A 23708-nucleotide genomic window follows, 5' to 3' on the forward strand; every position below is an offset into this window, starting at 1 on the left:
GGCCGCCCGTCGGGCGAAGCGCCGCGTCCTCGGATCAGCGCCCCGTTCTGGGATCAGCGCCGCGGCCTACGACCAGCGTCCCGTGCGGCCGAGGACGAGTGCCGCGGCCGCCGTGCCCGCCGTGGAGGTGCGCAGGACGCTGTGCCCGAGGCGGTAGGGCCGGGCGCCGGCACTCTCGAAGAGCGCCAACTCCTCGGGGGAAACCCCGCCTTCGGGCCCCACGACGAGGACGATCGATCCCCTGTCCGGCAGCTCCGCGGTGGCGAGCGCCCCGCTCGGGTGGTCGCGGTCCTCGTGCAGGACGGCCGCGAAGTCGGCCTCCGCGAGCAGCGCGGCGACCTGCTTCGACGACATCAGGTCGGTCACCTCGGGGAAACGGGTGCGACGCGACTGCTTGCCGGCCTCGCGGGCCGTGGCCCGCCACTTCGCGAGCGCCTTCAGACCGCGGTCGCCCTTCCACTGCGTGATGCAGCGGGACGCGGCCCATGGCACGATCGCGTCCACGCCGGTCTCCGTCATGATCTCGACGGCCAGTTCGCCGCGGTCGCCCTTGGGCAGGGCCTGGACGACCGTCACGCGCGGCGCGGGCACGGGCTCCTCGTGCTCCGCCGAGACCTGCACGGTCAGCTGGTCCTTGCCCTCGGCGGACACCACGACGCACTCGGCCCAGCGCCCCTGCCCGTCGGTCAGCACGAGCTCCTCGCCCGCGCGCAGCCGCTTCACGGAGACGGCGTGCCGGCCCTCGGGCCCGTCGAGGAGGAAGCCGCCGCTCACGGGAACGGTGTCGACGACGAAGACGGGTGCGGTCACGAGGTGCTCCTGGTACGTGGGGTGCCGGTGGTGCGGGTGGTACCGCCTGCATCGTCGGCGGTGGCGCTGCTTGCGAGGCCGGAGAGGGCGGAGAGGGCGGACTGGAGTTCTTCGACGAGGACCTCGACCAGCCGGCCGGCCGGGAGCTCCCGCGCCATCCGGTGGCCCTGCCCGGCCCACAGGGCCATCCCCTGCGGGTCGCCTGCGGTGGCGGCGGCCTTGCGCAGCGGGGCGGTGAGGTGGTGCACCTCGGGGTACGCGGCCGGGGCGTAGGGCCCGTGCTCGCGCAGGAAGCGGTTGACGAGTCCCCGCGCCGGGCGCCCGGAGAAGGCCCGGGTGAACTCGGTGTGCGTGAACAGCGGATCCGTGAGGGCCCGCTTGTGCAGCGGATGCGCGCCCGACTCGGGACAGGGGAGGAACGCGGTGCCGAGCTGCGCGGCGTCGGCGCCCGCGGCGAGCACGGCGGCGATCTGGCGGCCGCGCATGATCCCGCCGGTCGCGACGAGCGGCAGCCGGACGGCCTCACGGACCTCGGTGAGCAGCGGCAGCAGCCCGCGGCCCCGGCCCGGGGCGGGCCCGTCGGCCGGGTCGTCCCGGTGGGTGGCCCGGTGTCCGCCCGCCTCGGCGCCCTGCACGCAGATCGCTCCGGCGCCGGCGCGCTCGGCGGTCCGGGCCTCTTCGACGGAGGTGACGGTGACGATCGTGAACGTACCGACCCGGCCGAACGCGTCGAGGGCGTCGCGGTCGGGGCAGCCGAAGGTGAAGGAGACGACCGGCACCGGGTCGTCGAGGAGGATCGCCAGCTTCGCGTCGTAGGCGTCGTCCCGCCCCTGCTCGGCGTCACCGAGCGGCGTCTCGTACCAGGTGGCCTCGCCCGCGAGCTGGTGCCGGTAGACCTCGACGGCGGCGGAATCGGCGGGCTGGCCTCCCGGCGGCATGAGGAGGTTGACCCCGAAGGGCCGCGCGGTGAGCGCGCGTACCTGCTTGACCTCCTGGTAGAGCCCGCCCGCGGTCTTGTACCCCCCGGCCAGGAACCCGAGCGCCCCCGCCTCGCACACGGCCCCGACGAGCTCGGGACAGGATGCGCCACCCGCCATGGGGGCCTGCACGATCGGATGACGAGAGAGATCGTTGAGCGCGGTGGACATGCAGGCATCGTGCCATGACGGAACGACCGGGCCGAATCGGTACGGGAGGGGTGCGGGAGGGGTACGGGGAGGCTGCGGGAGCCGTGCGCGAGCGCCGCGCGCGGCCACGCCGGCCCCACCGGAAGCCCCCGTCACGGCCCCTGCCCCCGGGGCCCGTGGACACGGTCGGGTGCGACGCGGCCCATGCGCCCGGCCCGACCGCGAAACCCTCCCCGCGGAAGGCGTCAGGGGCGGGACCCGGACCCATGCGCGGGTGGCGGGGGGGCTGAAGGGCAGAACGCGGACGGGCGGGGCCGGACGGGCGGCGGCGGAAGGCCGGAGCGCACCCGCGCGGCAACGCGGAACGCGGACGCGGACGCGGACGAGTGGACCCGGGGGCCGGAAGGCGAGCGCGCCCACGCGGACGGGCGGCACGCGGACGGGCGGCACGCTCACGCCCCCGCCGAAGGGCGGAAGGGCGAGGCAGGACCGGACGGGCGGAACCCGCGCCCACCCGCCCTCGCGGCAACGCGCAAGGGCGGCCCCGCGGGAACGCGGGACCGCCCTTCGCTCGTGCCGCGGCGCCTCAGCGCCCGTTGAACGCGTCCTTCAGGCGCGAGAACAGACCCTGCTGTCCCGGCTGGAACTGCCCCGTCGGCCGCTCCTCGCCGCGCAGCTGGGACAGCTCGCGCAGCAGGCGCTCCTGCTCGGGGTCGAGCTTCGTCGGGGTCTGCACCTCGACGTGGACGATCAGGTCGCCCCGGCCGTTGCCCCGCAGGTGCGTGACGCCGCGGCCGTGCAGCGGGATCGACTGGCCGGACTGGGTGCCCGGGCGGATGTCGACGTCCTCCAGCCCGTCCAGCGTCTGCAGCTGCACCTTCGTGCCGAGCGCCGCCGCCGTCATCGGAATGGTGACCGTGCAGTGCAGGTCGTCGCCGCGCCGCTGGAAGACGTCGTGCGGGAGCTCGTGGATCTCCACGTACAGGTCGCCGGCGGGGCCGCCGCCGGGGCCGACCTCGCCCTCGCCCGCCAGCTGGATGCGGGTGCCGTTGTCGACACCGGCCGGGATCTTGACCGTGAGCGTACGGCGGGACCGCACGCGCCCGTCGCCCGCGCACTCGGGGCACGGGGTGGGGACCACGGTGCCGAAGCCCTGGCACTGCGGGCAGGGGCGGGAGGTCATGACCTGGCCCAGGAAGGACCGGGTGACCTGGGAGACCTCGCCCCGGCCGCGGCACATGTCACAGGTCTGCGCGGTGGTGCCGGGCGCGGCGCCCTCACCGGAGCAGGTGGTGCAGACGACGGCCGTGTCGACCTGGATGTCCTTGGTGGTGCCGAAGGCCGCCTCGTCGAGGGTGATCTCCAGACGGATCATCGCGTCCTGGCCGCGCCGGGTGCGCGAGCGCGGGCCGCGCTGGGACGCCGTACCGAAGAAGGCGTCCATGATGTCCGAGAAGTTCCCGAAACCGCCCGCTCCGAAGCCGCCGGCCCCGCCACCGCCGGCGGCGGACAGCGGGTCCCCGCCGAGGTCGTAGACCTGCTTCTTCTGCGGGTCCGAGAGGACCTCGTACGCGGCGTTGATCTCCTTGAACCGCTCCTGCGTCTTCGGGTCCGGGTTCACGTCCGGGTGAAGCTCGCGGGCAAGACGGCGGAAGGCCTTCTTGATCTCGTCCTGCGACGCGTCGCGGCGTACGCCGAGTACGGCGTAGTAGTCGGTGGCCACTTACGACTCCGCCAGGATCTGTCCGACGTAACGTGCCACTGCGCGTACCGCTCCCATCGTTCCGGGGTAGTCCATGCGGGTCGGTCCGACCACGCCGAGTTTGGCGACTGCCTCGCCGCCGGAACCGTAGCCGACCGAGACGACCGACGTGGACGTCAGCCCCTCGTGGGCGTTCTCGTGCCCGATGCGTACGGTCATGCCCGATTCCTTGGCCTCGCCGAGCAGCTTGAGGAGCACGACCTGCTCCTCCAGGGCTTCCAGGACGGGCCTGATCGTCAGGGGGAAGTCGTGTCCGAAGCGGGTCAGATTGGCGGTGCCGCCGATCATGAGCCGCTCCTCCTGCTCCTCCACGAGGGTTTCGAGGAGGGTTGCGAGCACGGTCGAGACCGTGCCGCGGTCCTCGATCTCCTCGAAGGAGTCCGGCAGGTCCTGCACCAGCTGCGGAACGTCGGCGAACCGGCGGCCGACGACCCGGCTGTTGAGCCGGGCCCGCAGGTCGGCGAGGGAGTTCTCGCCGAAGGGCGCGGGGCAGTCGATCACGCGCTGCTCGACCCGGCCGGTGTCGGTGATGAGCACCAGCATCAGCCGGGCGGGGGCCAGCGACAGCAGTTCCACGTGCCGGACCGTCGAGCGGGTCAGCGAGGGGTACTGCACGACGGCGACCTGGCGGGTCAGCTGCGCGAGCAGCCGGACCGTGCGGCCGACGACGTCGTCGAGGTCGACGGCTCCGTCGAGGAAGTTGTGGATCGCCCGCCGCTCCGGGGTCGACAGGGGCTTGACGCCCGCGAGCCGGTCCACGAAGAGGCGGTAGCCCTTGTCGGTGGGGATGCGGCCGGCGCTGGTGTGAGGCTGGGCGATGTAGCCCTCCTCCTCCAGGACCGCCATGTCGTTGCGCACGGTGGCGGGCGACACGCCGAGCCTGTGGCGCTCGGTCAACGCCTTGGAGCCGACCGGCTCCTCCGTCCCGACGTAGTCCTGGACGATGGCGCGCAGCACCTCGAGTCTGCGTTCGCTGAGCATCGCGCGCACCTCCAGCTGTCGATCCGGTTCCGGTTGCTCCGCTTTTGGCACTCGCCCTGCCCGAGTGCCAGCAATCCCCGGCCAGTGTACGGCGGCGGACGTCGCTCCTGGCAAGGAGGCAGGCTCGGAGGGGTCGGAGCGGATAGCGTCGCCGGATGGCTATGGAAGGGGAAGACATGCCGACGGAGCGATGGGAAGAACAGGGCTGGGAACGGCTCGGCGAGGGCGTGGGACGCCGCCGGCTGCCGGGCTGGGACGCCACCGTGGGCCTGGTCGTCGGCCGGGACGCGGTGCTGCTGTACGACACGGGCGCCACCCTCGCGCAGGGCGCCGAACTGCGCGCGCAGGTGGCGTCGATCACAGGCGGCCGGAGGGTGACGCATGTCGCACTCAGCCACCCCCACTTCGACCACGTCCTCGGCACGGCGGTCTTCGCGGGCGCCGAGGTCTTCGGCGCGGTGGGCATGGACGCGCTGCTGCCCCGGGAGGCGGAGGAGCTGCGCAAGGACGCGGTGCGGCAGGGGGTGGACGAACGCGCCGCGGCGGAGGCCGCCGAGGTGCTGGTCGCCCCGCGTCACACCGTCTCGGGCGAATGGACGCTCGACCTGGGCGGGCGCCAGGTCCTGCTCGCCAACGTCGGCCCCGGCCACTCGGGCCACGACCTGGCGCTCCTCGTGCCGGGCGAGCGGGAGATCGTCTTCTGCGGCGATCTGGTGGAGGAGTCGGGAGAGCCGCAGGCGGGCCCGGACGCGATCCCGGCCCGCTGGCCTGCCGCCCTGGACCGGCTGCTGTCCCTGGCCGGCGAGGACGCGGTGTACGTGCCGGGGCACGGCGCGCTGGTGGACGCGGACTTCGTCCGACGCCAGCGGGATGAGCTGGCACACCGCTTCGAGGTGTCGTAGCGTCGCCCGAATGCGCAGCTACAACCCGGATCTGACGCCTCCTTGGAAGAAGTCGGCCCCCGTGCCGGAGGTCCCGGCGGACCACGAACTCGTCGTCGAGGAGGTCTCGACGGGCTTCTGCGGGGCGGTGGTCCGCTGCGAGGCGGGCACGGTCACCCTGGAGGACCGCTTCGGCAAGCACCGGGTCTTCCCGATGGAACCGCGCGGCTTCCTCCTGGAGGGCCGGGTCGTCACCCTCGTCCGCCCCTCGCAGCCGGGCCCGTCCCGCCCCACCCGCACGGCCTCCGGCTCGATCGCGGTCCCGGGCGCCCGCGCGCGCGTCGCCCGGGCCGGGCGCATCTACGTGGAGGGGCGCCACGACGCCGAGCTGGTCGAGCGGGTGTGGGGCGACGACCTGCGCATCGAGGGCGTGGTCGTGGAGTACCTGGAGGGCGTCGACGACCTGCCGGCCATCGTCGCCGACTTCGCCCCGGCCCCGGACGCCCGCCTGGGTGTTCTGGTGGACCACCTGGTGGAGGGCTCCAAGGAGTCCCGCATCGCCGCCCGCGTCACCTCCCCCGACGTCCTGGTCGTCGGCCACCCGTACATCGACGTCTGGGAGGCCGTGAAGCCCTCCTCGGTCGGCATCCGCGCCTGGCCGGCGGTGCCCCGCGGCCAGGACTGGAAGACCGGCGTCTGCCGCGCCCTGGGCTGGCCCGAGAACACGGGCGCGGCCTGGCAGCACATCCTGTCGAAGGTGCACTCGTACAAGGACCTGGAACCGGCCCTCCTGGGCCGGGTCGAGGAACTCATCGACTTCGTCACGGCCCCGTGACCGCCGAACCTCTCTCCTCCCCCGCTCCCCGGCCCGACCCGGCGGACACGGAGCCCCCGGAGACCGGCCCGGGAGACGGGCCCGGCGTTCCGGAACACCGGCGCCCGCCGGGAGACAGGCCCCTGAGCCGACGGCGCACCCTCCACGAAGGCCGGACGTCAGGCGCCGGGGGAGGGCCTGACGGCGGGTGCTCCCGGAAGGCCCGACGCCAGCGCTCCGTGAATGCCCGACGGCAGCGCTCCGGGAAGGCCTGACGGCAGGCGCTCCCGGAGAGCCTGACGGCGGGCACTCCGGGAAGGCCGAGCCCTCCGGGAGCCCCCGCAGCCAACCGCGGAGGGCCCGCAGGCAATCCCGGAAGCCCGCAAGCCCGTCCTCGGGGGCCCGGGGCCCGTCCCGGGAGGGCCGGTGCCGGTCACGGGAGGCCCGGGGCCCGTCACGGGAGGGCCGGGACCCGTGATGGGAGGGCCGGGACCGGTCTCGTAGGACCGGGGCTGGTCTAGGGAGCAGCGGGGCCAGTCTCGTAGGTCCAGGGCCCGTCCCGGAGGGCCAGGGCCGGTCTGGGAGCGCCGGGGCCGGTACCGGGGGCCGGGGCCGGTCTGGGAGCACCGGGGCCCGTCCCGAAGGGCCAGGGCCCGTCCCGAAGGGCCAGGGCCCGTCCCGAAGGGCCAGGGCCCGTCCCGAAGGGCCAGGGCCGGTACCAGGGGCCGGGGCCGGTACCGGGGGCCGGGGCCGGTCCCCGGGGGGGGCGGCCCGGTGGGGGGAGACCGGGGCCCGCCCCGGAGGGCCAGGGCCCGTCCCGGAGCACCGGGGCCGCCCCGGGGGTCCCGGACCCCGGCGCCCGGGCCCGCCTCGGGGTCGTCCTCCGGGCCGGAACGCCCGCGCGGGGGCGCGCTCCGGACACCTGAAGGCCGAGGGCGGGGGCGGCTAGTCCACCAGGTCGCGGACCACGGCGTCGGCGAGCAGCCGGCCCCGCAGCGTCAGCACGGCCAGTCCGTCGGCGTAGGGCCCGGGGTCGAGGAGGCCGTCCGCGAGCGCCCGCTCGGCCGCCGCCAGTCCGGCCGGGCGCAGCAGCGTCAGCGGGCAGCCCTCCCGGAGCCGCAGCTCCAGGAGCACCCGCTCCACCCGGCGGTCCTCCTCGGTCAGGAGCTCGCGCCCGGCCCCCGGCGACCTGCCGGCCCCCAGCGCCGCCGCGTACGCACCCGGATGCTTGACGTTCCACCACCGGACCCCGCCGACGTGGCTGTGGGCGCCCGGTCCCGCGCCCCACCAGTCGGCGCCGCGCCAGTAGAGCTCGTTGTGGAGGCAGCGGCCGGCATCGGAGGTGGCCCAGTTGGACACCTCGTACCAGGCGTAGCCCGCCCGGGAGAGCACGTCCTCGGCGATGAGGTAGCGGTCGGCGTGCACGTCGTCGTCGGTCATCGGTATCTCGCCGCGCCGGATGCGCCGCGCCAGCTGGGTGCCCTCCTCCACGATCAGCGCGTAGGCGCTGACGTGGTCCGGGCCGGCCCCGATCGCCGCGTCCAGCGAGGCCCGCCAGTCGTCGTCGGACTCCCCGGGCGTGCCGTAGATGAGGTCGAGGTTGACGTGCTCGAAGCCGGCCGCGCGCGCCTCGGCGACACAGGCCTCGGGGCGTCCGGGCGTGTGGCTGCGGTCGAGGACCTTCAGCACGTGCTGCCGGGCGCTCTGCATCCCGAAGGAGATCCGGTTGAAGCCGCCCTCGCGCAGCGTCGCCAGATACGCGGGGTCGACGGACTCCGGGTTCGCCTCCGTCGTCACCTCGGCGTCGTCCGCGAGCCCGAACTCGTCCCGGATGACCGCGAGCATGGACACGAGGTCGGCCGCGTCGAGCAGCGTGGGGGTGCCGCCGCCGACGAAGACCGTCCGCACCGGACGCGGGTCGTCGCCGAGGACCTTGCGCGCGAGCCGGATCTCCTCGGCCACCTGCCCCGCGTAGTTGTCCCGGGAGGCGAGCACGCCGCCGGCACCGCGCAGCTCGCTCGCGGTGTAGGTGTTGAAGTCGCAGTAGCCGCACCGGGTGGCGCAGTACGGCACGTGCAGATAGAACCCGAGCGGTCGCTCCCCGGCGCCCTGCAGGGCGCTCGCGGGCAGCGCACCGTCCTCGGGCATGGGCTCACCATCGGGCAGTACGGAAGGCATGAGCCCATTGTCCCGTACCGCCCGGGGTAAGCCCCGCGCCTGTGGAAAACTCCGGAAGCCCCAGGTCAGGCCGGTGCGGTCCGACCGGACCCGTCGGGTGCGACCGGATCCGGTCGGTGCGGCCGGACCGCCCGGCCCGGCGCGCGACGTCGGGCCGGGCCCGTCAGGCCTCCCGCGCCCCGGCGTACATCTCGTCGATCAGGTGCTGGTAGGTCCGCTCGACCACCGGTCGCTTCATCTTGAGGCTCGGCGTGAGCTCGCCGTGCTCGACGTCGAGGTCCCGCGGCAGGAGCCGGAACTTCTTGATCGTCTGCCAGCGCTGCAGCCCCTCGTTGAGGCGGCCGACGTAGCCCTCGATCAGCTGCTCGACCTGCGGGGAGCCGACGACCTCCGCGTAGGACTTGCCGCCGAGGCCGTGCTCGGCGGCCCAGCCGAGGATGGCGGGCTCGTCGAGGGCGATGAGGGCACTGCAGTAGTTCCGGTCGGCGCCGAGCACCACGATGTTGGAGACGAACGGGCAGACGGCCTTGAACTGGCCCTCGATCTCCGTCGGGGCGATGTACTTGCCGCCGGAGGTCTTGAAGAGGTCCTTCTTGCGGTCGGTGATGCGCAGGTAGCCGTCGGCGGACAGCTCGCCGATGTCGCCGGTGTGGAACCAGCCGTCCGGCTCCAGGACCTCCGCGGTCTTCTCCGGCAGGCCGTGGTAGCCCTCCATGACGCCGGGGCTGCGCAGCAGGATCTCGCCGTCGTCGGCGATGCGGACCTCGGTGCCGGGCAGCGGCTTGCCGACGGTACCGGTGCGGTAGGCCTCGCCGGGGTTGACGAAGGAGGCGGCGGAGGACTCCGTGAGGCCGTAGCCCTCCAGGATGTGGATGCCGGCGCCGGAGAAGAAGTAACCGATCTCCGGGGCGAGCGCGACCGAGCCGGAGACGGCGGCGCGCAGCCGGCCGCCGAAGGCCTCGCGGAGCTTCTTGTAGACGAGCGCGTCGGCAACCTTGTGCTTGGCGGCGAGGCCGAAGGGCGCGGAGGCGGTGCCGGTGCGGCGGAAGTTGTCCTGGGTGACCTTGGCGTACTCGCGGGCGACCTCGGCCGCCCACTGGAAGATCTTGTACTTGGCCGCGCCGCCCTCGCGGGCCTTGGCGGCGACGCCGTTGTAGACCTTCTCGAAGATGCGCGGGACGGCGGCCATGTAGGTGGGCTGCACGACCGGCAGGTTCACGATGATCTTGTCGATGCGGCCGTCGACGGCGGTGACGTGCCCGACCTCGATCTGGCCGGAGGTGAGCACCTTGCCGAAGACGTGGGCCAGCGGCAGCCAGAGGTACTGCACGTCGTCCTGGGTGACCAGTCCGGTGGCCGCGATCGCCTTGGCCATGTACGACCAGTTGTCGTGCGGGAGGCGGACGCCCTTGGGGCGGCCGGTGGTGCCCGACGTGTAGATGAGCGTGGCGAGCTGGTCGGGGGTGATGGCCCCGACGCGCTCCTTCACGACCTCCGGGTGCTTCTCCAGGTACGCCTTGCCGCGCGCCTCCAGGTCGGCGAGGGTGAGCACCCACTCGTCGGAGGTGTCCGCGCCCTCGGCGTCGATGACGACGACGTGGTGGAGTTTCGGCAGGTCGGCACGGCGCTCGACGGCCTTGGCCAGTTGTGCGGCGTTCTCCGCGATCAGGACGCGCGAGTCGGAGTCGGAGAGGATGAACGCCGACTCCTCGGCGTTGGTCTGCGGGTAGATCGTGGTGACGGCGGCGCCGGCGCACATGACGCCGAGGTCGGCGAGGATCCACTCGACCCGGGTCGAGGAGGCGAGGGCCACCCGCTCCTCCGGCTGGACGCCGAGGTCGATGAGGCCGGCCGCGATGCCGTAGACGCGCTCGGCGGCCTGCGCCCAGGTGAGCGACTTCCAGTCGTCCGGCCCCTGGTCGGCGGCAGCGGGCACCGGGTAGCGGTAGGCCTCAGCGTCCGGCGTCCGCTCGACTCGCTCAAGGAAGAGGGTCGCCACGGACGGCGGCCGGTTCTCGATCAGGGTCTGTGTGTCGCTCACGACGTCCTCCGGGCGGCGGCGGTGCGGTCAGGCGGTGGGTCGGACAGTGCGTAACTAACTGGCGAGTAACCTTCGAGCGGCTTCAGAGTAGAGCGCCGGGGACTGGCGCGTAAGGGCTTGCATATAACGAACGGGTCTGCACGCACTCGGCGCACAGACCCGTTCGAGGGACATGTCGGTGTATGAGGCAGCTACTTCGCGGCCTCCGCGGCGACTACTTCTTGGCCTTGCCGCCGGCCGAGTCGTCGCTCGACAGGACCGCGATGAACGCCTCCTGCGGGACCTCCACGGAGCCGACCATCTTCATCCGCTTCTTGCCCTCCTTCTGCTTCTCCAGCAGCTTCCGCTTACGGGAGATGTCACCGCCGTAGCACTTGGCGAGGACGTCCTTGCGGATGGCGCGGATGGTCTCACGGGCGATCACCCGGGAGCCGATGGCCGCCTGGATGGGCACCTCGAAGGCCTGCCGCGGGATGAGCTCACGCAGCTTGGCGACGAGCCGCACACCGTAGGCGTACGCGGCGTCCTTGTGGGTGACGGCGGAGAACGCGTCCACCTTGTCGCCGTGCAGCAGGATGTCGACCTTGACCAGGCTGGAGGCCTGCTCGCCGGTGGGCTCGTAGTCGAGCGAGGCGTAACCGCGGGTCTTGGACTTCAGCTGGTCGAAGAAGTCGAAGACGATCTCGGCCAGGGGCAGGGTGTAGCGGATCTCCACCCGGTCCTCGGAGAGGTAGTCCATGCCGATCAGCGTGCCGCGGCGGGTCTGGCACAGCTCCATGATCGCGCCGATGAACTCGCTGGGGGCCAGGATCGTGGCGCGTACGACGGGCTCGTACACGTCGCTGATCTTGCCCTCGGGGAACTCGCTCGGGTTGGTGACCGTGTGCTCGCTGCCGTCCTCCATGACCACGCGGTAGACCACGTTGGGGGCGGTGGCGATCAGGTCGAGACCGAACTCGCGCTCCAGGCGCTCGCGGATCACGTCGAGGTGGAGCAGGCCGAGGAAGCCGACGCGGAAGCCGAAGCCGAGCGCGGCGGAGGTCTCCGGCTCGTAGACGAGCGCGGCGTCGTTCAGCTGCAGCTTGTCGAGGGCCTCGCGGAGGTCCGGGTACTCCGAGCCGTCCAGCGGGTAGAGGCCCGAGAACACCATCGGCTTCGGGTCCTTGTAACCGCCGAGGGCCTCGGTGGCGCCCTTGTTCAGGGAGGTGATCGTGTCACCGACCTTGGACTGGCGGACGTCCTTCACACCCGTGATGATGTAGCCGACCTCGCCGACGCCGAGACCGTCCGACGGCGTCATCTCCGGCGACGAGACGCCGATCTCCAGGAGCTCGTGGGTGGCGCCGGTCGACATCATCTTGATGCGCTCGCGCTTGTTGAGCTGCCCGTCGACGACACGGACGTAGGTCACCACGCCGCGGTACGAGTCGTACACGGAGTCGAAGATCATCGCGCGGGCGGGGGCGTCCGCGACACCCACGGGGGCCGGGATGTCCCGGACCACGCGGTCGAGCAGCGCCTCGACGCCCATGCCGGTCTTCGCCGAGACCTTGAGGACGTCCTCCGGCTGGCAGCCGATGAGGTTGGCCAGCTCCTCGGCGAACTTCTCCGGCTGCGCGGCCGGGAGGTCGATCTTGTTCAGGACCGGGACGATGGTGAGGTCGTTCTCCATCGCCAGGTACAGGTTGGCCAGCGTCTGCGCTTCGATGCCCTGCGCGGCGTCGACCAGGAGGATCGTGCCCTCACAGGCCGCGAGCGAACGCGAGACCTCGTACGTGAAGTCGACGTGCCCGGGGGTGTCGATCATGTTCAGGATGTGCGTGTCGCCCTGGGCCGGCCCGTCGGTCGGCGCCCACGGCAGCCGGACCGCCTGGGACTTGATCGTGATGCCGCGCTCACGCTCGATGTCCATCCGGTCGAGATACTGGGCGCGCATCTGCCGCTGGTCGACCACACCGGTCAGCTGGAGCATCCGGTCGGCGAGCGTGGACTTGCCGTGGTCGATGTGCGCGATGATGCAGAAATTGCGGATCAGAGCCGGGTCGGTACGGCTCGGCTCGGGCACGTTGGTAGGAGTCGCGGGCACGCAGGGTTCTCGTCTCGGGCGATGTTCAGAACGGACACGTAGGCTCCATGGTCCCATGACTGCGGGCCGGTGCTCGGTTTGGGCGGCCTGGGGAGCGGCTGATAACGTGGACGGCTGTGCCTCGTGTGCCCTCTCAGCTGCGCGGTACATCCTGAAGAAACATCGAACCTGTAAAGGCTCTTTCGTGGCGAACATCAAGTCCCAGATCAAGCGGAACAAGACCAACGAGAAGGCGCGCCTGCGCAACAAGGCCGTCAAGTCGTCGCTCAAGACCGCGATCCGCAAGGCCCGTGAGGCTGTCGCCGCCGGCGACCTCGAGAAGGCCACCGTTGCCACTCGTGCCGCCTCGCGTCAGCTCGACAAGGCTGTCTCGAAGGGTGTCATCCACAAGAACGCCGCCGCCAACAAGAAGTCGGCGCTGGCCACCAAGGTTGCCTCCCTCCAGGGCTGAGCTCTGATGTGATACGGCCGCACGGGAACCAGCGGGCCCTCTAACCGCTCCCGCCCGGCCACCCGGCTCCGTACGCGAGACGCGTTCGCCACGCGTGTACGAGCCACCAGCTTGACGCCGAAGGCCCCGCCGCCCTCCTTCCCCAGGAGGCGACGGGGCCTTCGGCGTACCGGGGGCCGCGCGTAGGCTCACCCCATGACCGACTTCCTGCCGCTTCTCGTGATCGCGGCGGCGCTCGCCGGGGTGCTGGGACTGCTGGCCCGCCTGGCCGTCGTGGTGCGCCGCAGGGGCACGGCGGGTGCGGCGATCACGGCGGCGCTGGCCGCGCACGACGAGGCGTTCCGGATCACGGCGCACGAGTCGTACGTGGAGGTCCAGGCGCAGGCCGGACGCAAGGCCCCGCTGCTGTCGCCCGCCCCCTGGGCCGAGCGCACCCCGCTTCCGCCCCGGCACCGTCCGAGCCTCCTCGCCCGCGTGGCGCGCCGCTCGGGACGCCTGGGCCGCAAGGCCCGCCGCGGCGGCCGCACACCCCACGGCGACTGACCGCCCGGCCCGCAGTGGCCGGGCACCCTGCGTCGTGGTGCCGGTCGGCGTCGTGGTGTGACGGTCGGCGTCGTGGTGACGGCCGGAGCCCGGCGGGTTCGGAGCACCGGGCTGGCGCCCGGCCGTCCGGAGCACGGGGCCGACGCCCGGCCGGGTCGACGCCGACCAGGCCGGAGCCTCGCCGGGGCGCAGCCCGGCGTTCCGACGGTTCTCAGCCGCGGCGCATACGGGCGGCGCGGGCGATGGTGACCACAGCCTTCTCCAGGGCGTACTCGGGGTCGTCGCCCCCGCCCTTCACGCCCGCGTCCGCCTCCGCGACCGCCCTGAGGGCGACCGCCACGCCGTCGGGGGTCCAGCCGCGCATCTGCTGGCGGACCCGGTCGATCTTCCACGGCGGCATACCGAGCTCCCGCGCCAGGTCCGCCGGGCGTCCCCCGCGTGCAGAGGAGAGCTTCCCGATGGCCCGCACACCCTGCGCGAGCGCGCTGGTGATCAGAACGGGCGCGACCCCGGTCGACAGGGACCAGCGCAGCGCCTCCAGGGCCTCCGCCGCCCGCCCCTCGACCGCGCGGTCGGCGACCGTGAAGGACGACGCCTCGGCCCGGCCGGTGTAGTAGCGCCCGACGACCGCCTCGTCGATGGTCCCGTCGACGTCCGCCGTCAGCTGCGCCGCCGCGGAGGCCAGCTCCCGCAGGTCGCTGCCGATCGCGTCGACGAGCGCCTGGCACGCCTCCGGGGTGGCCGAACGCCCGAGGGTCCGGAACTCCTGCCGCACGAACGTCAGCCGCTCCGCCGGCTTCGTCGTCTTCGGACAGGCCACCTCCCGCGCCCCGGCCTTGCGGGCCGCGTCGAGGAGCCCCTTGCCCTTGGCGCCGCCCGCGTGCAGCAGGACGAGGCTGATCTCCTCGACCGGCGCGTCGATGTAGGCCTTGATCTCCTTGACCGTGTCCGCCGGCAGGTCCTGCGCGTTCCGCACGACCAGGACCTTGCGCTCGGCGAAGAGGGAGGGGCTGGTCAGCTCCGCCATCGAACCGGGCTGGAGCTGCTCCGGGGCGAGATCGCGCACGTCCGTGTCGGCGTCGGCGGCACGAGCCGCCGCCACGACCTCGCGGACCGCGCGGTCGAGCAGCAGGTCCTCCTGGCCCACGGCGAGCGTGACGGGGGCGAGGAGATCGTCGGGGGAAGACTTCTTGGTGGCCATCGCGCTCCAGCATCCCACGCGGCACCGACAGCGGGTCCGTCCCCGGTCCGGCCGTCGTCGAGAATGTGCACGTGAGCGATGTGAGACACGTACTGGTCCTGCCCGACCGCGACGCGGCCGAGGAGGTCGCCGGGGAACTCCCCGACCGCTTCGGCCTCGCCGAGGAACCCCAGCTCGTCCGGGACGCCCTGGCCGGCGAGGACGACGCCGAGGACGCCCAGTGGCTGGTGGTGGTCGAGGACCCCGGCGCCCGTCTGGACCCGACGGCCCTGGACGCCCTGGCCGCCGAGTACGAGGGCTGGCTGGAGGCCCCGTAGGACCGGTCCTCCTGACCGGTCGGGACCGGGGAGCGGTGTCCGCCGCGTGCGGCTACGCCGGCGTCGTGGGCACGATCTGGATGTCCAGCTCGATCGTGATGCTGGAGCCGATCGCCGCGATCCCCCGCGCGAGCAGCGTCTGCCAGGTCAGCGTGAAGTCCTCGCGGTGCAGTTCGGTGGTCGCCCGGCAGGCGCCCCGGGTCTCGCCCTGCAGTCCGTTGCCGAGGCCCAGGTACTGGGTGTCGAGGGTGACCGTGCGGCTGACGCCGTGCAGGGTGAGCGCTCCGGTGACGGCCCAGCGGCTGCCGCCCTTGTGGACGAAGCGCTCGCTGGAGAACTCCAGCGTGGGGTAGGCGCCGACGTCGAGGAAGTCGCCGGACCGCAGGTGGTCGTCGCGCATCTGCACACCGGTGTCGATGGACGCCGCGTCGATCACGACGTGCATGGCCGACTGCTCCATCCGTTCGGCGATCCGGACCGCTCCGGCGAATCTGTTGAACCGGCCGTGGATCCGCGCGAGGCCGATGTGCCGCGCGGTGAAGCCGATCTGGGAGTGCATCGGGTCGATCTCCCAGTCGCCCGGCTCGGGCAGTTGCTGCGGGGGCGCGACCTGGAGCAGTACGTCGCCGAGGCTCGCGTGCGTGCTCTCCGCGACGACGGCGTTGCCGTGGTACGGCGTGTAGCCCTCGGACGTGACCGCGAGCCGGTACTCCCCCGCGGGCACGGTCGCCAGCACGCTGCCGTACGGGTCGGTCTCCCCGGCGAGGACCTTGCGACCCGCGGCGTCGCTGAGCGTGAACCCGGCCTGGCGGACCGGCTCGCTGACCGGGTCCAGGACCCGGCAGCTCAGGACGCCCGCCGACGGCGGCACCGGGAGTCCCGCGAGCGGGCCGCCACGGGAGGCTCCCGCACGACGCTTACCGAACAGACCGAACACTTCACGTACCCCCGGACAAACCGCTCGCGTTTCCGCACCGACGAAGACGCATTCGATCACTCATGCACTGTTCGAGGCAAACGGCGGAAGTGTTACCTGAGGTCCGAATTGGACGGTCCGCTCAGACCCGTGACGCGACCGGCGCCGGCTCCGGCAGTTCACGCAGCCGCGGCAGCGGCGAGGGCAACACCCACAGCACCGCGAAGACCGCGCCCACGGTGGCGAGCCACAGCGTGGGCCGGAGGCCCAGCGTCGCGCCGAGCAGGCCGCCGGCGAGCGCGCCGAGCGGGCGGAATCCGTGGTTGAGGGTCCGGAAGGCGCCCATCACCCGGGAGCGGACGCCGTCGGGTATCAGCGCCATCTGGAAGGACCCGGCGGCGACGTCGACCACCATCACCCCCAGGCAGGAGAGGAACTCGGCGCCGAAGAGCAGTCCGAGGACCAGCGGCAGCGGACCGCTCGCGGCCGGAATCAGGAGCAGCGGCAGGGTGAAGCCCAGGAAGCCGGCGACGAGGGACGGGCCGATGCCGATCCGCCGTACGACCGCCCCGCTGCACAGCGCCCCGACCACGCCGCCCACCGCACCCGCCGCGAGTACCGCGCCCAGCATGCCCGCGCCCAGGCCGAGTTCGGTCGTCGCGTAGAGCACGAAGAGGGTGTGGAAGGCGTAGTTGAAGAACTGCACCGTGCCGGAGGCCGCGAACAGCGCACGCATCGAGGGGTTTTGCACCACCCAGCGCAGCCCCTCGGTGAAGTGCCCCTTGCCGACCGGGGCCGGAGCGGGCTCGACGGGATCGATCCGCGCCAGGTATCCCGCCGAGACCGCATAGGTGAGCGCGTCCGCCGCCAGCGCGAAGGGCGCGGTGAGCACCTGCACCAGCACGCCGCCGATTCCCGGACCGGCCAGCCAGGCCATCGAGCGGCTGCCGTTGACCAGCGAGTTCGCCTGCACGTAGCGCTCGGTGGGGACGAGCGCCACGAAGAGGGTGGCATTGCACGCCTCGAAGAGCACACTGAGCGCACCCACCCCGAAGGCGACCGCGTACAGCTGACCGAGCGTCAGTGCGTCCAGGAGGTAGGCGACCGGCAGGGTCAGCAACAGCACCGCCCGCCCGAGGTCGGCCGCGATCATGGCGCGCCGGCGTCGGGCCTGCCGGTCCGCCCAGGCGCCGAAGGGCAGGTTGAGCAGCAGCGCGGGCAGCAGCTCAGCCGTCTTCAGCCAGCCCATCTCGGCGGCGTCGGCCCCCAGGACGAGCACCGCGGCCAGCGGGAGCGCCATGAGGGAGATCTGGTCCCCGACGAGGGACACCGTCTGGCCGGTCCAGTACCGCCGGAACGACCGCTCGCGCAGCAGCGCGGGTATCCGCGCTCCGGTCCCCATCACTCATTCCCCCTCGTCGCCGTCGGCCGCGCCGGCCGCGCCACCCGTGCCGTGTGCACCCTCGGTGCCGTTCGTCGGGTCCGTCTCCGCGCCGCCGGGGAGGTCGCGGTCCCGGAAGGCGAGCTGCACGACGGCGACCGGCTCGGCCCCCTCGGGCCGCAGCGCCGGGTCCCGCTCGCGCTCCTCGTAGGGCCGCAGCAGCTCCTCGATCCGCTCCCCGAGACCGGCGAGCTCCTCGGGGGTCAGATGGAACAGCGCATCGCTGTACCGCTCGGCCTCCCGCCACTCCGGTGACAGCGTGTGCCGGTTCTCCACCGCCCGCAGGACCCGCTGGAAGTACAGCTCGATCGCGGCCCCGCTCAGCGCGTCCGCCGCCTCGGCGACGGCCGCGTCCTCGCTGTGGTCGGGCCACTCCGTGTACTGGGCCGTCGCCCGCCAGGGCTTCTCCCGTCCCCTGCCGCCCGGGGCCTGCTCGACCAGCCCGTACTTGGCGAGTATCCGGAGGTGGTACGAGCAGCTGGCGACGGACTCTCCGGTCAGCTCGGCCGCCCTGGTGGCGGTGAACGGCCCACTGCGCCGCAGGAGCCCCACGAGGGTCATCCGCGTGGGATGGGCGTAGGCCCGCAGGGCCCGGGGGTCGGTCAGCCGGATGCTGCGTGGCTGTTGCTGGCTCATGATGAAAACATATCTTTAGAAAGACTCCTTTACAAGCATTCCTTTATACGAGGCCTGCCGTCGGCAGATCCGCCCGGACCGCCTCAGCCCGCCTCGCTGCCCGAGGTGTGGGCCGCGAGCCCCGGCCCCCCGCCCGTCACCGCGATCGCGCCCTCCCGGTCGGTGCTCAGCACCCGGGCCCCGCCGGCCCTCAGCGCACCCACCGTGCGCGGCGAGGGGTGGCCGTACGGGTTGTCCCGGCCCGCCGACACCAGCGCGAGCCTCGGGCGCGCCGCCCGTATGAGACCGGGATCCTGATGGGCCGAGCCATGGTGGGCGACCTTCAGCACGTCGACGGGGGGCAGCGCCGGATACGCCCGCAGCAGGGCCTGCTGCGCCGGAGGTTCGAGGTCGCCGAGCAGCAGCAGCGTCACCCCGCCCGCGGCCCGGACGAACAACGTGACACTGGCGTCGTTCGCCCCCGACTCCAGCGGCTCCCCCTCCCCTACCGCGACGCCGGGTCCGGCCCTCGGCCACAGCACCCGCCACTCCAGCGGCCCGAGCCTGCGCCGCTCCCCCGCCCCCGCCCGCACCAAAGGCACTCCGGCCGCCAGCGCCGTCCGCCGTACGAACTCCGCCTGCTCCGCCGGCTCCTCCGATCCGGTCACCTGGATCGCCCCCACCGCCCGCCCGCGCAGCACCCCCGGCAGGCCGGCCACGTGGTCCGCGTGGAAGTGGGTGAGCACCAGGAGCGGGATCCGGCGCACCCCGAGGTCGCGCAGGCACCGGTCGACCGGCTCCGGGTCCGGCCCGGCGTCCACCACCACGGCGGTGTCCCCGCCCGCCGCGAGCACGGTCGCGTCCCCCTGACCGACCTGGCACATCGCGAAGACCCAGCCCGGCGGCGGCCACCCCGTGACCAGCCGGACCACCGGCGGCGGCCGCACCACGGCCAGGAACAGCAGCCCGGCGCAGCCCGCCCCGATCCACCGCCGGTACGGCGCGCGCCACACGGCGAGGAGCAGCAGCCCGGACAGCAGCGCGAGCAGCAGGCCGCCCCACCACCCGTCCGGCCAGGCCGTCTCGGCGCCGGGCAGTTCCGCCCCGGTGCGGGCCACCTTCGCGATCCATCCCGCGGGCAGGCCCGCGATCCCCGCCACCGTCTCCGCCGCTCCCGGCCACACGGCCGCGAGCGCCAGGGTGGCGAATCCGAGCACGGTGGCCGGGGCCACGGCGGGCTCCGCGAGCAGATTGGCCGGGACGGCGACCAGACTCACCCGGGCCGCGAACACCGCCACGACGGGCGCGCAGATCACCTGGGCCGCGAGGGTGGCGCCCAGCGCCTCGGCGATCCGGCCGGGCACCCGGCGCCGCCGCAGCGCGTCGCTCCAGCGCGGAGCCACCGTCAGCAGCGCCCCCGTGGCCAGGACGGACAGCAGGAACCCGTAACTCCGGGCCAGCCAGGGGTCGTAGAGCACGAGGACGAGCACCACCGCCGCGAGCGCCGGGATCAGCGAACGCCGTCGGCCGGTCGCGATCGCGAGCAGGGTGACGAGTCCGCACGCGGCGGCCCGCAGCACGCTCGGATCGGGGCGGCACACGACCACGAAGGCGAGGGTCAGCCCGCCCCCGGCGAAGGCCGTGGCTCGCAGCGGGATGCCGAGCGCGGGGGCCAGCCCACCCCGTTCGACGTGCTGTGCCGCACCGGGTCTGCCGATGAGCAGCAGCAGCACGACGGTGAGATTCGACCCCGAGACGGCGAGGAGGTGGGTCAGGTCGGTGGCCTCGAAGGCCTCCTTCAGCTCGGGTTCGATGCGTGAGGTGTCGCCCACCACGAGGCCGGGAAGCAGCGCCCGTGCGTCCGGGGCCAGCCCGTCGGTGGCCCGCCGCAGTCCGGCCCGCAGGTCCCCGGCCGCCCGCTGGAGCGCGTCGGCCGGCCCCACGACCCGGGGCGGCCCGTCGGCGTCGGCCGGCAGCACCGCGGCCACCGTGTCGCCGGGCCGCGCCGGCGCGAGCCGACCCGCCACCTCGATCCGGGTCGAGGGAAGCAACCGCAGCCATTCCTCCCGCCCTTCCCGCGCGGGGACGAGCACCAGGAGCGGTGCGCGGGTCCGGTGCACGGCACCGTCCCGCCCCTCGACCCTGATCGCCTGGCCCGTGACGACCACGAACACCGGGGCCGCCCGGCTGCCGCTCACCCGGGGCCGGGTGAGCCGGGGATCGGCGGTGACCGTCACCTCCACGACCACCCGAGCTTCCAGGCGTGCGAGCTCGGGCACCGGTCCGCGCCGCAGGTCGGCCGCGTGCAGGCCGCCCGACGCGGCCCCCGCCCCGGCGCAGAGCAGCACGCCGGCGCAGGCGGTCGACCGGAGTCCGCGCCGGCCGGCCGGCACCAGCAGCAGCGCCGCACCGGCCAGGCAGAGCAACACTCCCGCGACCGTCCACCAGCCTGTGGCGCCCACCGCGAGTGCCGCACCACCCCAGGCGGCGAGAGCCGGCGGGACGAGCCGCAGATCGGCCGGGCCCTCGTCCCACGCGAGCGGGCGGGCGGCGTCCTCGCTCACGGCCGGACCAGCGGAGCGAGGTCCGCGAAGCGGCGTGCTCCGATACCGTTGACGTCCCGCAGCTCGGCGACCGACCGGAACCCTCCGTGCTCGACGCGGTGTTCCACGATGTGCCGGGCGAGCACCGGTCCGACCCCGGGCAGCCCGTCGAGCTGCTCCACGGTCGCCGTGTTGAGGCTCAACGGCGCGACCGGCACCGGCGCGCCCGGGGCGGCACCGCCGCCTCCGCCCGGCGCTCCTCCCGCTCCGGCACCGCTCGCGAGGGCGCCCGGCCCGACCACGACCTGTTCACCGTCCAGGAGGACCCTGGCCCGGTTGAGGCCCGTCAGATCCGTGCCGGGACGCACACCGCCGGCCGCCCGCAGGGCGTCGGTCACTCGGGATCCGGCGGGCAGCGTGAACACCCCGGGACGGAGCACCTTGCCCCCGACGTCCACGACGATCACCGCGGCCGCGCCCGCGTCACCCACACCCGCCCCGGTCCCGGCCGCCCCCGCCCCGGTCGCCGGTGCCCGTCCGGTCGGCGGCGGGCCGGCGGCCTCGGGGAACGGTGGGGCGCTCTCCGGCAGCGGCCGGGTCGCCGCCACCACCTCGGGCGCTCCGACCTGCTGGGGGCGTCCCACCCAGAAGAAGGCGCCCGCGACGCCCGCGGCCACGGCCAGGACGACGGCGAGGGCCGCCAGCGATCGCCGTTCGAGCCCGCAGCGCTCCTGGACCCACAATGGCATCCGCTCCCGCAGCGCCAGCCGTAAGCGCTCCCCGCGGGGCAGGGGTGGTTCCGGTCCCGCGCGCTCTCCCACCGCGGCTTCGAGCGGTTCAGGAGCCTCGGGAGCGCGCGGCTCCGGTGGCGCCGCCGACGGGAACAGCGCCTCACCCCGGCGTCGGGCCGCATGCGAAGCCGGCCCCGCCGCATGGCGCCCGGACCGGCCGGCGCGGGACGTGCGAGCCGTCGGCGGACGGCGGCCAGGGGCTCGGCCGTCCGATCCCGGCGGCCGGCCGGGTCCGCTGGTGGGTGCGCCGCGGCGCGTTCCGATGTGTGTACGAAGAGTCATGGACCCGACGGTAGGCGCCTCCGCCCGACCCTGCCGGGACCACGCAAATCCGGTGGACAACTACCCAGTTGTGGATAACTCCGTCACCCCTGCGGGGGATCGCGCGAGCCTCGACGGCCCGTCAGCGCGGGGAGACGACGACCGCGAGCAGCCCGGGTCCGGTGTGCGCGCCGATGACCGCGCCGACCTCGGTGACCTGGAGGTCCTCGACGGCAGGCAGCCTCTCGCGCAGCCGCTCGGCCAGGGCCGCGGCCCGCTCCGGCGCGGACAGGTGGTGCACCGCGATCTCCACGGGGCCGCCGCCGGCCCGCTCGACCGCGATCTCCTCGAGTCGGGCGATCGCCTTCGAGGCGGTGCGGACCTTCTCGCGCAGCTCGATCCGCCCGCCGTCGAGTTCGAGCAGCGGCTTCACGGCCAGCGCGGATCCCAGGAGCGCCTGCGCCGCGCCGATGCGCCCGCCGCGGCGCAGATAGTCGAGGGTGTCCACGTAGAAGAAGGCGGAGGTGCCGGCCGCCCGCTTCTCGGCCGCCGCGACGGCCTCGTCGAGCGAGCCGCCCGCCTCGACGACCTCCGCCGCCGCGAGGGCGCAGAAGCCCAGGGCCATGCCCACCATGCGGGTGTCGACGACCCGGACGGGCACGGGGGCGGTCTTGGCTGCGAGCACGGCGGCGTCGTAGGTACCGGAGAACTCCCCGGAGAGGTGGACCGAGACGATGCCTTCCGCGCCCGCTTCGGCGGCGGCGCGGTAGGCCGCCGCGAAGACCTCGGGCGCGGGCCGTGAGGTGGTCACCGAGCGCCGCTTCTGCAACGCCTCGGCGAGCGAGCGCGCCGAGATCTCGGTCCCCTCCTCCAGTGCGCGGTCGCCGATGACGACGGTGAGCGGCACGGCGGTGATGCGGTGCCGCTCCATCGTCTGGGGTGGCAGGTAGGCCGTGGAATCGGTGACGATCGCGACATGCCGGGACATGAGCGGGAGGTTACCCGCCGGGGCCGCCGGGCGGCAGCCCGGGCCCGGGTAGGCGCCGCGGACCACCGCCTCCGGCGGCCGACTCCGGCCTCGTCGGCGGCGGGCGTCCATCGCTCGTTCGGCTCGCGAACACCCGTCGCCCGCGCCACGGCGGACGGCAGCCGGCCTTGCCGTGCCCGGGCACGGTGGCGCGACCCGGATGCCCTCAGGTCGTCGTCTCGGGCCGGTTCGTCTTCTCCCACGGATACGCCGTCGCGCGAGGATCGGGCGCGGTGATCGCCTGCGGCTGCCCGGCCGTCCCGGCGCCCGCGTCCGACCGGCCCTGCGGCTGCCCCGCAGCGGCACCCGCCGCACCCGCGCCGGCGCCGTCGGCGCCGTCCGCCCCGGCAGCGGTCCAGTGCCGCAGCGCGCCCGCCTCCATGTCGATCTGGGCGCTCAGCGAGGAGAGCTCGTCCTCGGCGAACTTGCGGGCCCGGTCCCGGGCCGCGAAGCGCAGCGCGTCGGCGGAGTGGGTGATCTGCTCGGTGCGGTGGCGCAGATCCGGCAGCTGCGCCGCGACGTGTGCCTTGTCCGGCTCGCGCTCCAGCCGCTTGAGGTCCTCGTCCAGCTCGCGCGCATGGGTGCTCAGCCGGTGGAAGAGGTCCACGGACTCCTTCAGGGAGGCGTCCTCGGCGACGCCCGCGTGCAGCGCGTCCTGGGTGGCGCGCATCGAGGTGCGCAGCGAGAGGCGCAGCTGGGCCAGCTCACCCCCGACGCCGACCTGTCCGAAGCTCTTGGCCTTCAGGGTGGTGTCCTCGACCGTGCGCCGGGCGTGGTCGATGGTGCGGTCCACACCGCGCTTGGCCGCCTTCGCCACCTTCACCGTGGCGTAGACACCGAGTGCCACGAAGGCGACGAAGAGCAAGGCCATGATCAGGATCGCGGCTTCCATGTGCTCGCCCCTCCGGCTTCGGTTGTGGTT

At 73.7% G+C, this 23708-nt stretch carries 20 protein-coding genes; 5 read left to right on the top strand and 15 right to left on the bottom strand.

Going from position 1 to position 23708, the window contains the following annotated elements; genetic code table 11:
* Positions 1-66: 66 nt before the first annotated feature.
* From ACGF1Z_RS09620 to hrcA, 4 genes are all read right to left on the bottom strand, one after another.
* Positions 67-810 (bottom strand): 16S rRNA (uracil(1498)-N(3))-methyltransferase, encoded by a 744-nt coding sequence (locus tag ACGF1Z_RS09620; RefSeq protein WP_393001750.1) that lies wholly within the window; start codon positions 808-810, stop codon positions 67-69.
* Positions 807-1958 (bottom strand): nitronate monooxygenase, encoded by a 1152-nt coding sequence (locus ACGF1Z_RS09625; protein WP_393001752.1) that lies wholly within the window; start codon positions 1956-1958, stop codon positions 807-809. The genes ACGF1Z_RS09620 and ACGF1Z_RS09625 overlap by 4 nt, the downstream gene beginning before the upstream one ends.
* Positions 1959-2523: 565 nt before the next feature.
* Positions 2524-3660 carry a molecular chaperone DnaJ gene (gene dnaJ / locus ACGF1Z_RS09630; protein ID WP_393001754.1) on the bottom strand — a complete coding sequence of 379 codons (1137 nt, stop codon included), beginning with the start codon at positions 3658-3660 and terminating at the stop codon, positions 2524-2526.
* Entirely contained in the window at positions 3661-4680 is a 1020-nt protein-coding gene (gene hrcA / locus ACGF1Z_RS09635) for a heat-inducible transcriptional repressor HrcA (protein WP_393001756.1), read from the bottom strand.
* A 176-nt stretch (positions 4681-4856) separates the two neighbouring features.
* Here hrcA and ACGF1Z_RS09640 point away from each other — a divergent pair, with 176 nt between their 5' ends.
* A complete protein-coding gene (locus tag ACGF1Z_RS09640) occupies positions 4857-5582 on the top strand; it encodes an MBL fold metallo-hydrolase (protein ID WP_393001758.1) in 726 nt (241 codons plus the stop codon).
* Between the two features lie 10 nt (positions 5583-5592).
* Positions 5593-6396 (top strand): DUF3097 domain-containing protein, encoded by an 804-nt coding sequence (locus ACGF1Z_RS09645; RefSeq protein WP_393001760.1) that lies wholly within the window; start codon positions 5593-5595, stop codon positions 6394-6396.
* Between the two features lie 924 nt (positions 6397-7320).
* On the opposite strand, the gene hemW is transcribed toward ACGF1Z_RS09645, so the two are convergent.
* The 3 genes from hemW to lepA all read right to left on the bottom strand — a co-directional run bounded on the left by hemW (position 7321) and on the right by lepA (position 12680).
* Positions 7321-8553: a radical SAM family heme chaperone HemW gene (gene hemW, locus ACGF1Z_RS09650; protein WP_393001762.1), complete on the bottom strand. Its 1233-nt coding sequence runs from the start codon at positions 8551-8553 to the stop codon at positions 7321-7323.
* 163 nt (positions 8554-8716) lie between these two features.
* The gene (locus ACGF1Z_RS09655) at positions 8717-10594 is read right to left on the bottom strand and encodes an AMP-dependent synthetase/ligase (protein ID WP_393001764.1); all 1878 of its coding nucleotides are present in this window, start codon (positions 10592-10594) and stop codon (positions 8717-8719) included.
* Between the two features lie 214 nt (positions 10595-10808).
* The gene (gene lepA / locus ACGF1Z_RS09660; protein WP_393001766.1) at positions 10809-12680 is read right to left on the bottom strand and encodes a translation elongation factor 4; all 1872 of its coding nucleotides are present in this window, start codon (positions 12678-12680) and stop codon (positions 10809-10811) included.
* Positions 12681-12864: 184 nt separating this feature from the next.
* Here lepA and rpsT point away from each other — a divergent pair, with 184 nt between their 5' ends.
* On the top strand, positions 12865-13131 hold the full coding sequence (gene rpsT / locus ACGF1Z_RS09665) for a 30S ribosomal protein S20 (RefSeq protein ID WP_188270270.1): 267 nt from the start codon (positions 12865-12867) through the stop codon (positions 13129-13131).
* Positions 13132-13326: 195 nt separating this feature from the next.
* Positions 13327-13674 (top strand): hypothetical protein, encoded by a 348-nt coding sequence (locus tag ACGF1Z_RS09670; protein WP_393001769.1) that lies wholly within the window; start codon positions 13327-13329, stop codon positions 13672-13674.
* A 211-nt stretch (positions 13675-13885) separates the two neighbouring features.
* Here ACGF1Z_RS09670 and holA read toward each other — a convergent pair whose 3' ends face one another.
* Positions 13886-14875: a DNA polymerase III subunit delta gene (holA, locus tag ACGF1Z_RS09675; RefSeq protein ID WP_393001771.1), complete on the bottom strand. Its 990-nt coding sequence runs from the start codon at positions 14873-14875 to the stop codon at positions 13886-13888.
* 71 nt (positions 14876-14946) lie between these two features.
* On the opposite strand from holA, the gene ACGF1Z_RS09680 reads away from it, so the two are divergent.
* Complete coding sequence (locus tag ACGF1Z_RS09680; protein WP_393001773.1) at positions 14947-15192, top strand: hypothetical protein; 246 nt, start codon at positions 14947-14949, stop codon at positions 15190-15192.
* Positions 15193-15244: 52 nt separating this feature from the next.
* On the opposite strand, the gene ACGF1Z_RS09685 is transcribed toward ACGF1Z_RS09680, so the two are convergent.
* The 7 genes from ACGF1Z_RS09685 to ACGF1Z_RS09715 form a co-directional block, all read right to left on the bottom strand.
* Complete coding sequence (locus ACGF1Z_RS09685; protein ID WP_393001775.1) at positions 15245-16129, bottom strand: YceI family protein; 885 nt, start codon at positions 16127-16129, stop codon at positions 15245-15247.
* 121 nt (positions 16130-16250) lie between these two features.
* Positions 16251-17510, bottom strand: a complete 1260-nt coding sequence (locus ACGF1Z_RS09690; protein ID WP_393001777.1) for an MFS transporter — start codon at positions 17508-17510, stop codon at positions 16251-16253.
* A gap of 3 nt (positions 17511-17513) precedes the next feature.
* Positions 17514-18185, bottom strand: coding sequence for a winged helix-turn-helix domain-containing protein (locus tag ACGF1Z_RS09695; protein WP_393001779.1), 672 nt, complete (start codon positions 18183-18185; stop codon positions 17514-17516).
* Between the two features lie 83 nt (positions 18186-18268).
* Positions 18269-20728, bottom strand: coding sequence for a ComEC/Rec2 family competence protein (locus ACGF1Z_RS09700; RefSeq protein WP_393001781.1), 2460 nt, complete (start codon positions 20726-20728; stop codon positions 18269-18271).
* Positions 20725-21456, bottom strand: coding sequence for a helix-hairpin-helix domain-containing protein (locus ACGF1Z_RS09705; protein WP_393001783.1), 732 nt, complete (start codon positions 21454-21456; stop codon positions 20725-20727). The genes ACGF1Z_RS09700 and ACGF1Z_RS09705 overlap by 4 nt, the downstream gene beginning before the upstream one ends.
* 445 nt (positions 21457-21901) lie before the next feature.
* Positions 21902-22747 (bottom strand): DegV family protein, encoded by an 846-nt coding sequence (locus ACGF1Z_RS09710; protein WP_393001785.1) that lies wholly within the window; start codon positions 22745-22747, stop codon positions 21902-21904.
* 205 nt (positions 22748-22952) lie between these two features.
* The gene (locus tag ACGF1Z_RS09715; RefSeq protein ID WP_393001787.1) at positions 22953-23678 is read right to left on the bottom strand and encodes a hypothetical protein; all 726 of its coding nucleotides are present in this window, start codon (positions 23676-23678) and stop codon (positions 22953-22955) included.
* Between the last annotated feature and the right edge of the window lie 30 nt (positions 23679-23708).

The sequence above is a fragment of the Streptomyces sp. NPDC048018 genome, from assembly GCF_043202995.1.
In the GTDB taxonomy this organism is placed as follows: Bacteria; Actinomycetota; Actinomycetes; order Streptomycetales; family Streptomycetaceae; genus Streptomyces.

Bases quoted from the DNA above. Each gene is read 5' to 3' on its own strand.
- ACGF1Z_RS09625 (WP_393001752.1), bottom strand. From the start codon at position 1,958: ATGTCCACCGCGCTCAACGATCTCTCTCGTCATCCGATCGTGCAGGCC.
- hrcA (WP_393001756.1), bottom strand. From the start codon at position 4,680: ATGCTCAGCGAACGCAGACTCGAGGTGCTGCGCGCCATCGTCCAGGAC.
- ACGF1Z_RS09640 (WP_393001758.1), top strand. From the start codon at position 4,857: ATGCCGACGGAGCGATGGGAAGAACAGGGCTGGGAACGGCTCGGCGAG.
- ACGF1Z_RS09645 (WP_393001760.1), top strand. From the start codon at position 5,593: ATGCGCAGCTACAACCCGGATCTGACGCCTCCTTGGAAGAAGTCGGCC.
- hemW (WP_393001762.1), bottom strand. From the start codon at position 8,553: ATGCCTTCCGTACTGCCCGATGGTGAGCCCATGCCCGAGGACGGTGCG.
- ACGF1Z_RS09670 (WP_393001769.1), top strand. From the start codon at position 13,327: ATGACCGACTTCCTGCCGCTTCTCGTGATCGCGGCGGCGCTCGCCGGG.
- holA (WP_393001771.1), bottom strand. From the start codon at position 14,875: ATGGCCACCAAGAAGTCTTCCCCCGACGATCTCCTCGCCCCCGTCACG.
- ACGF1Z_RS09690 (WP_393001777.1), bottom strand. From the start codon at position 17,510: ATGGGGACCGGAGCGCGGATACCCGCGCTGCTGCGCGAGCGGTCGTTC.
- ACGF1Z_RS09695 (WP_393001779.1), bottom strand. From the start codon at position 18,185: ATGAGCCAGCAACAGCCACGCAGCATCCGGCTGACCGACCCCCGGGCC.
- ACGF1Z_RS09705 (WP_393001783.1), bottom strand. From the start codon at position 21,456: ATGCCATTGTGGGTCCAGGAGCGCTGCGGGCTCGAACGGCGATCGCTG.
- ACGF1Z_RS09710 (WP_393001785.1), bottom strand. From the start codon at position 22,747: ATGTCCCGGCATGTCGCGATCGTCACCGATTCCACGGCCTACCTGCCA.
- ACGF1Z_RS09715 (WP_393001787.1), bottom strand. From the start codon at position 23,678: ATGGAAGCCGCGATCCTGATCATGGCCTTGCTCTTCGTCGCCTTCGTG.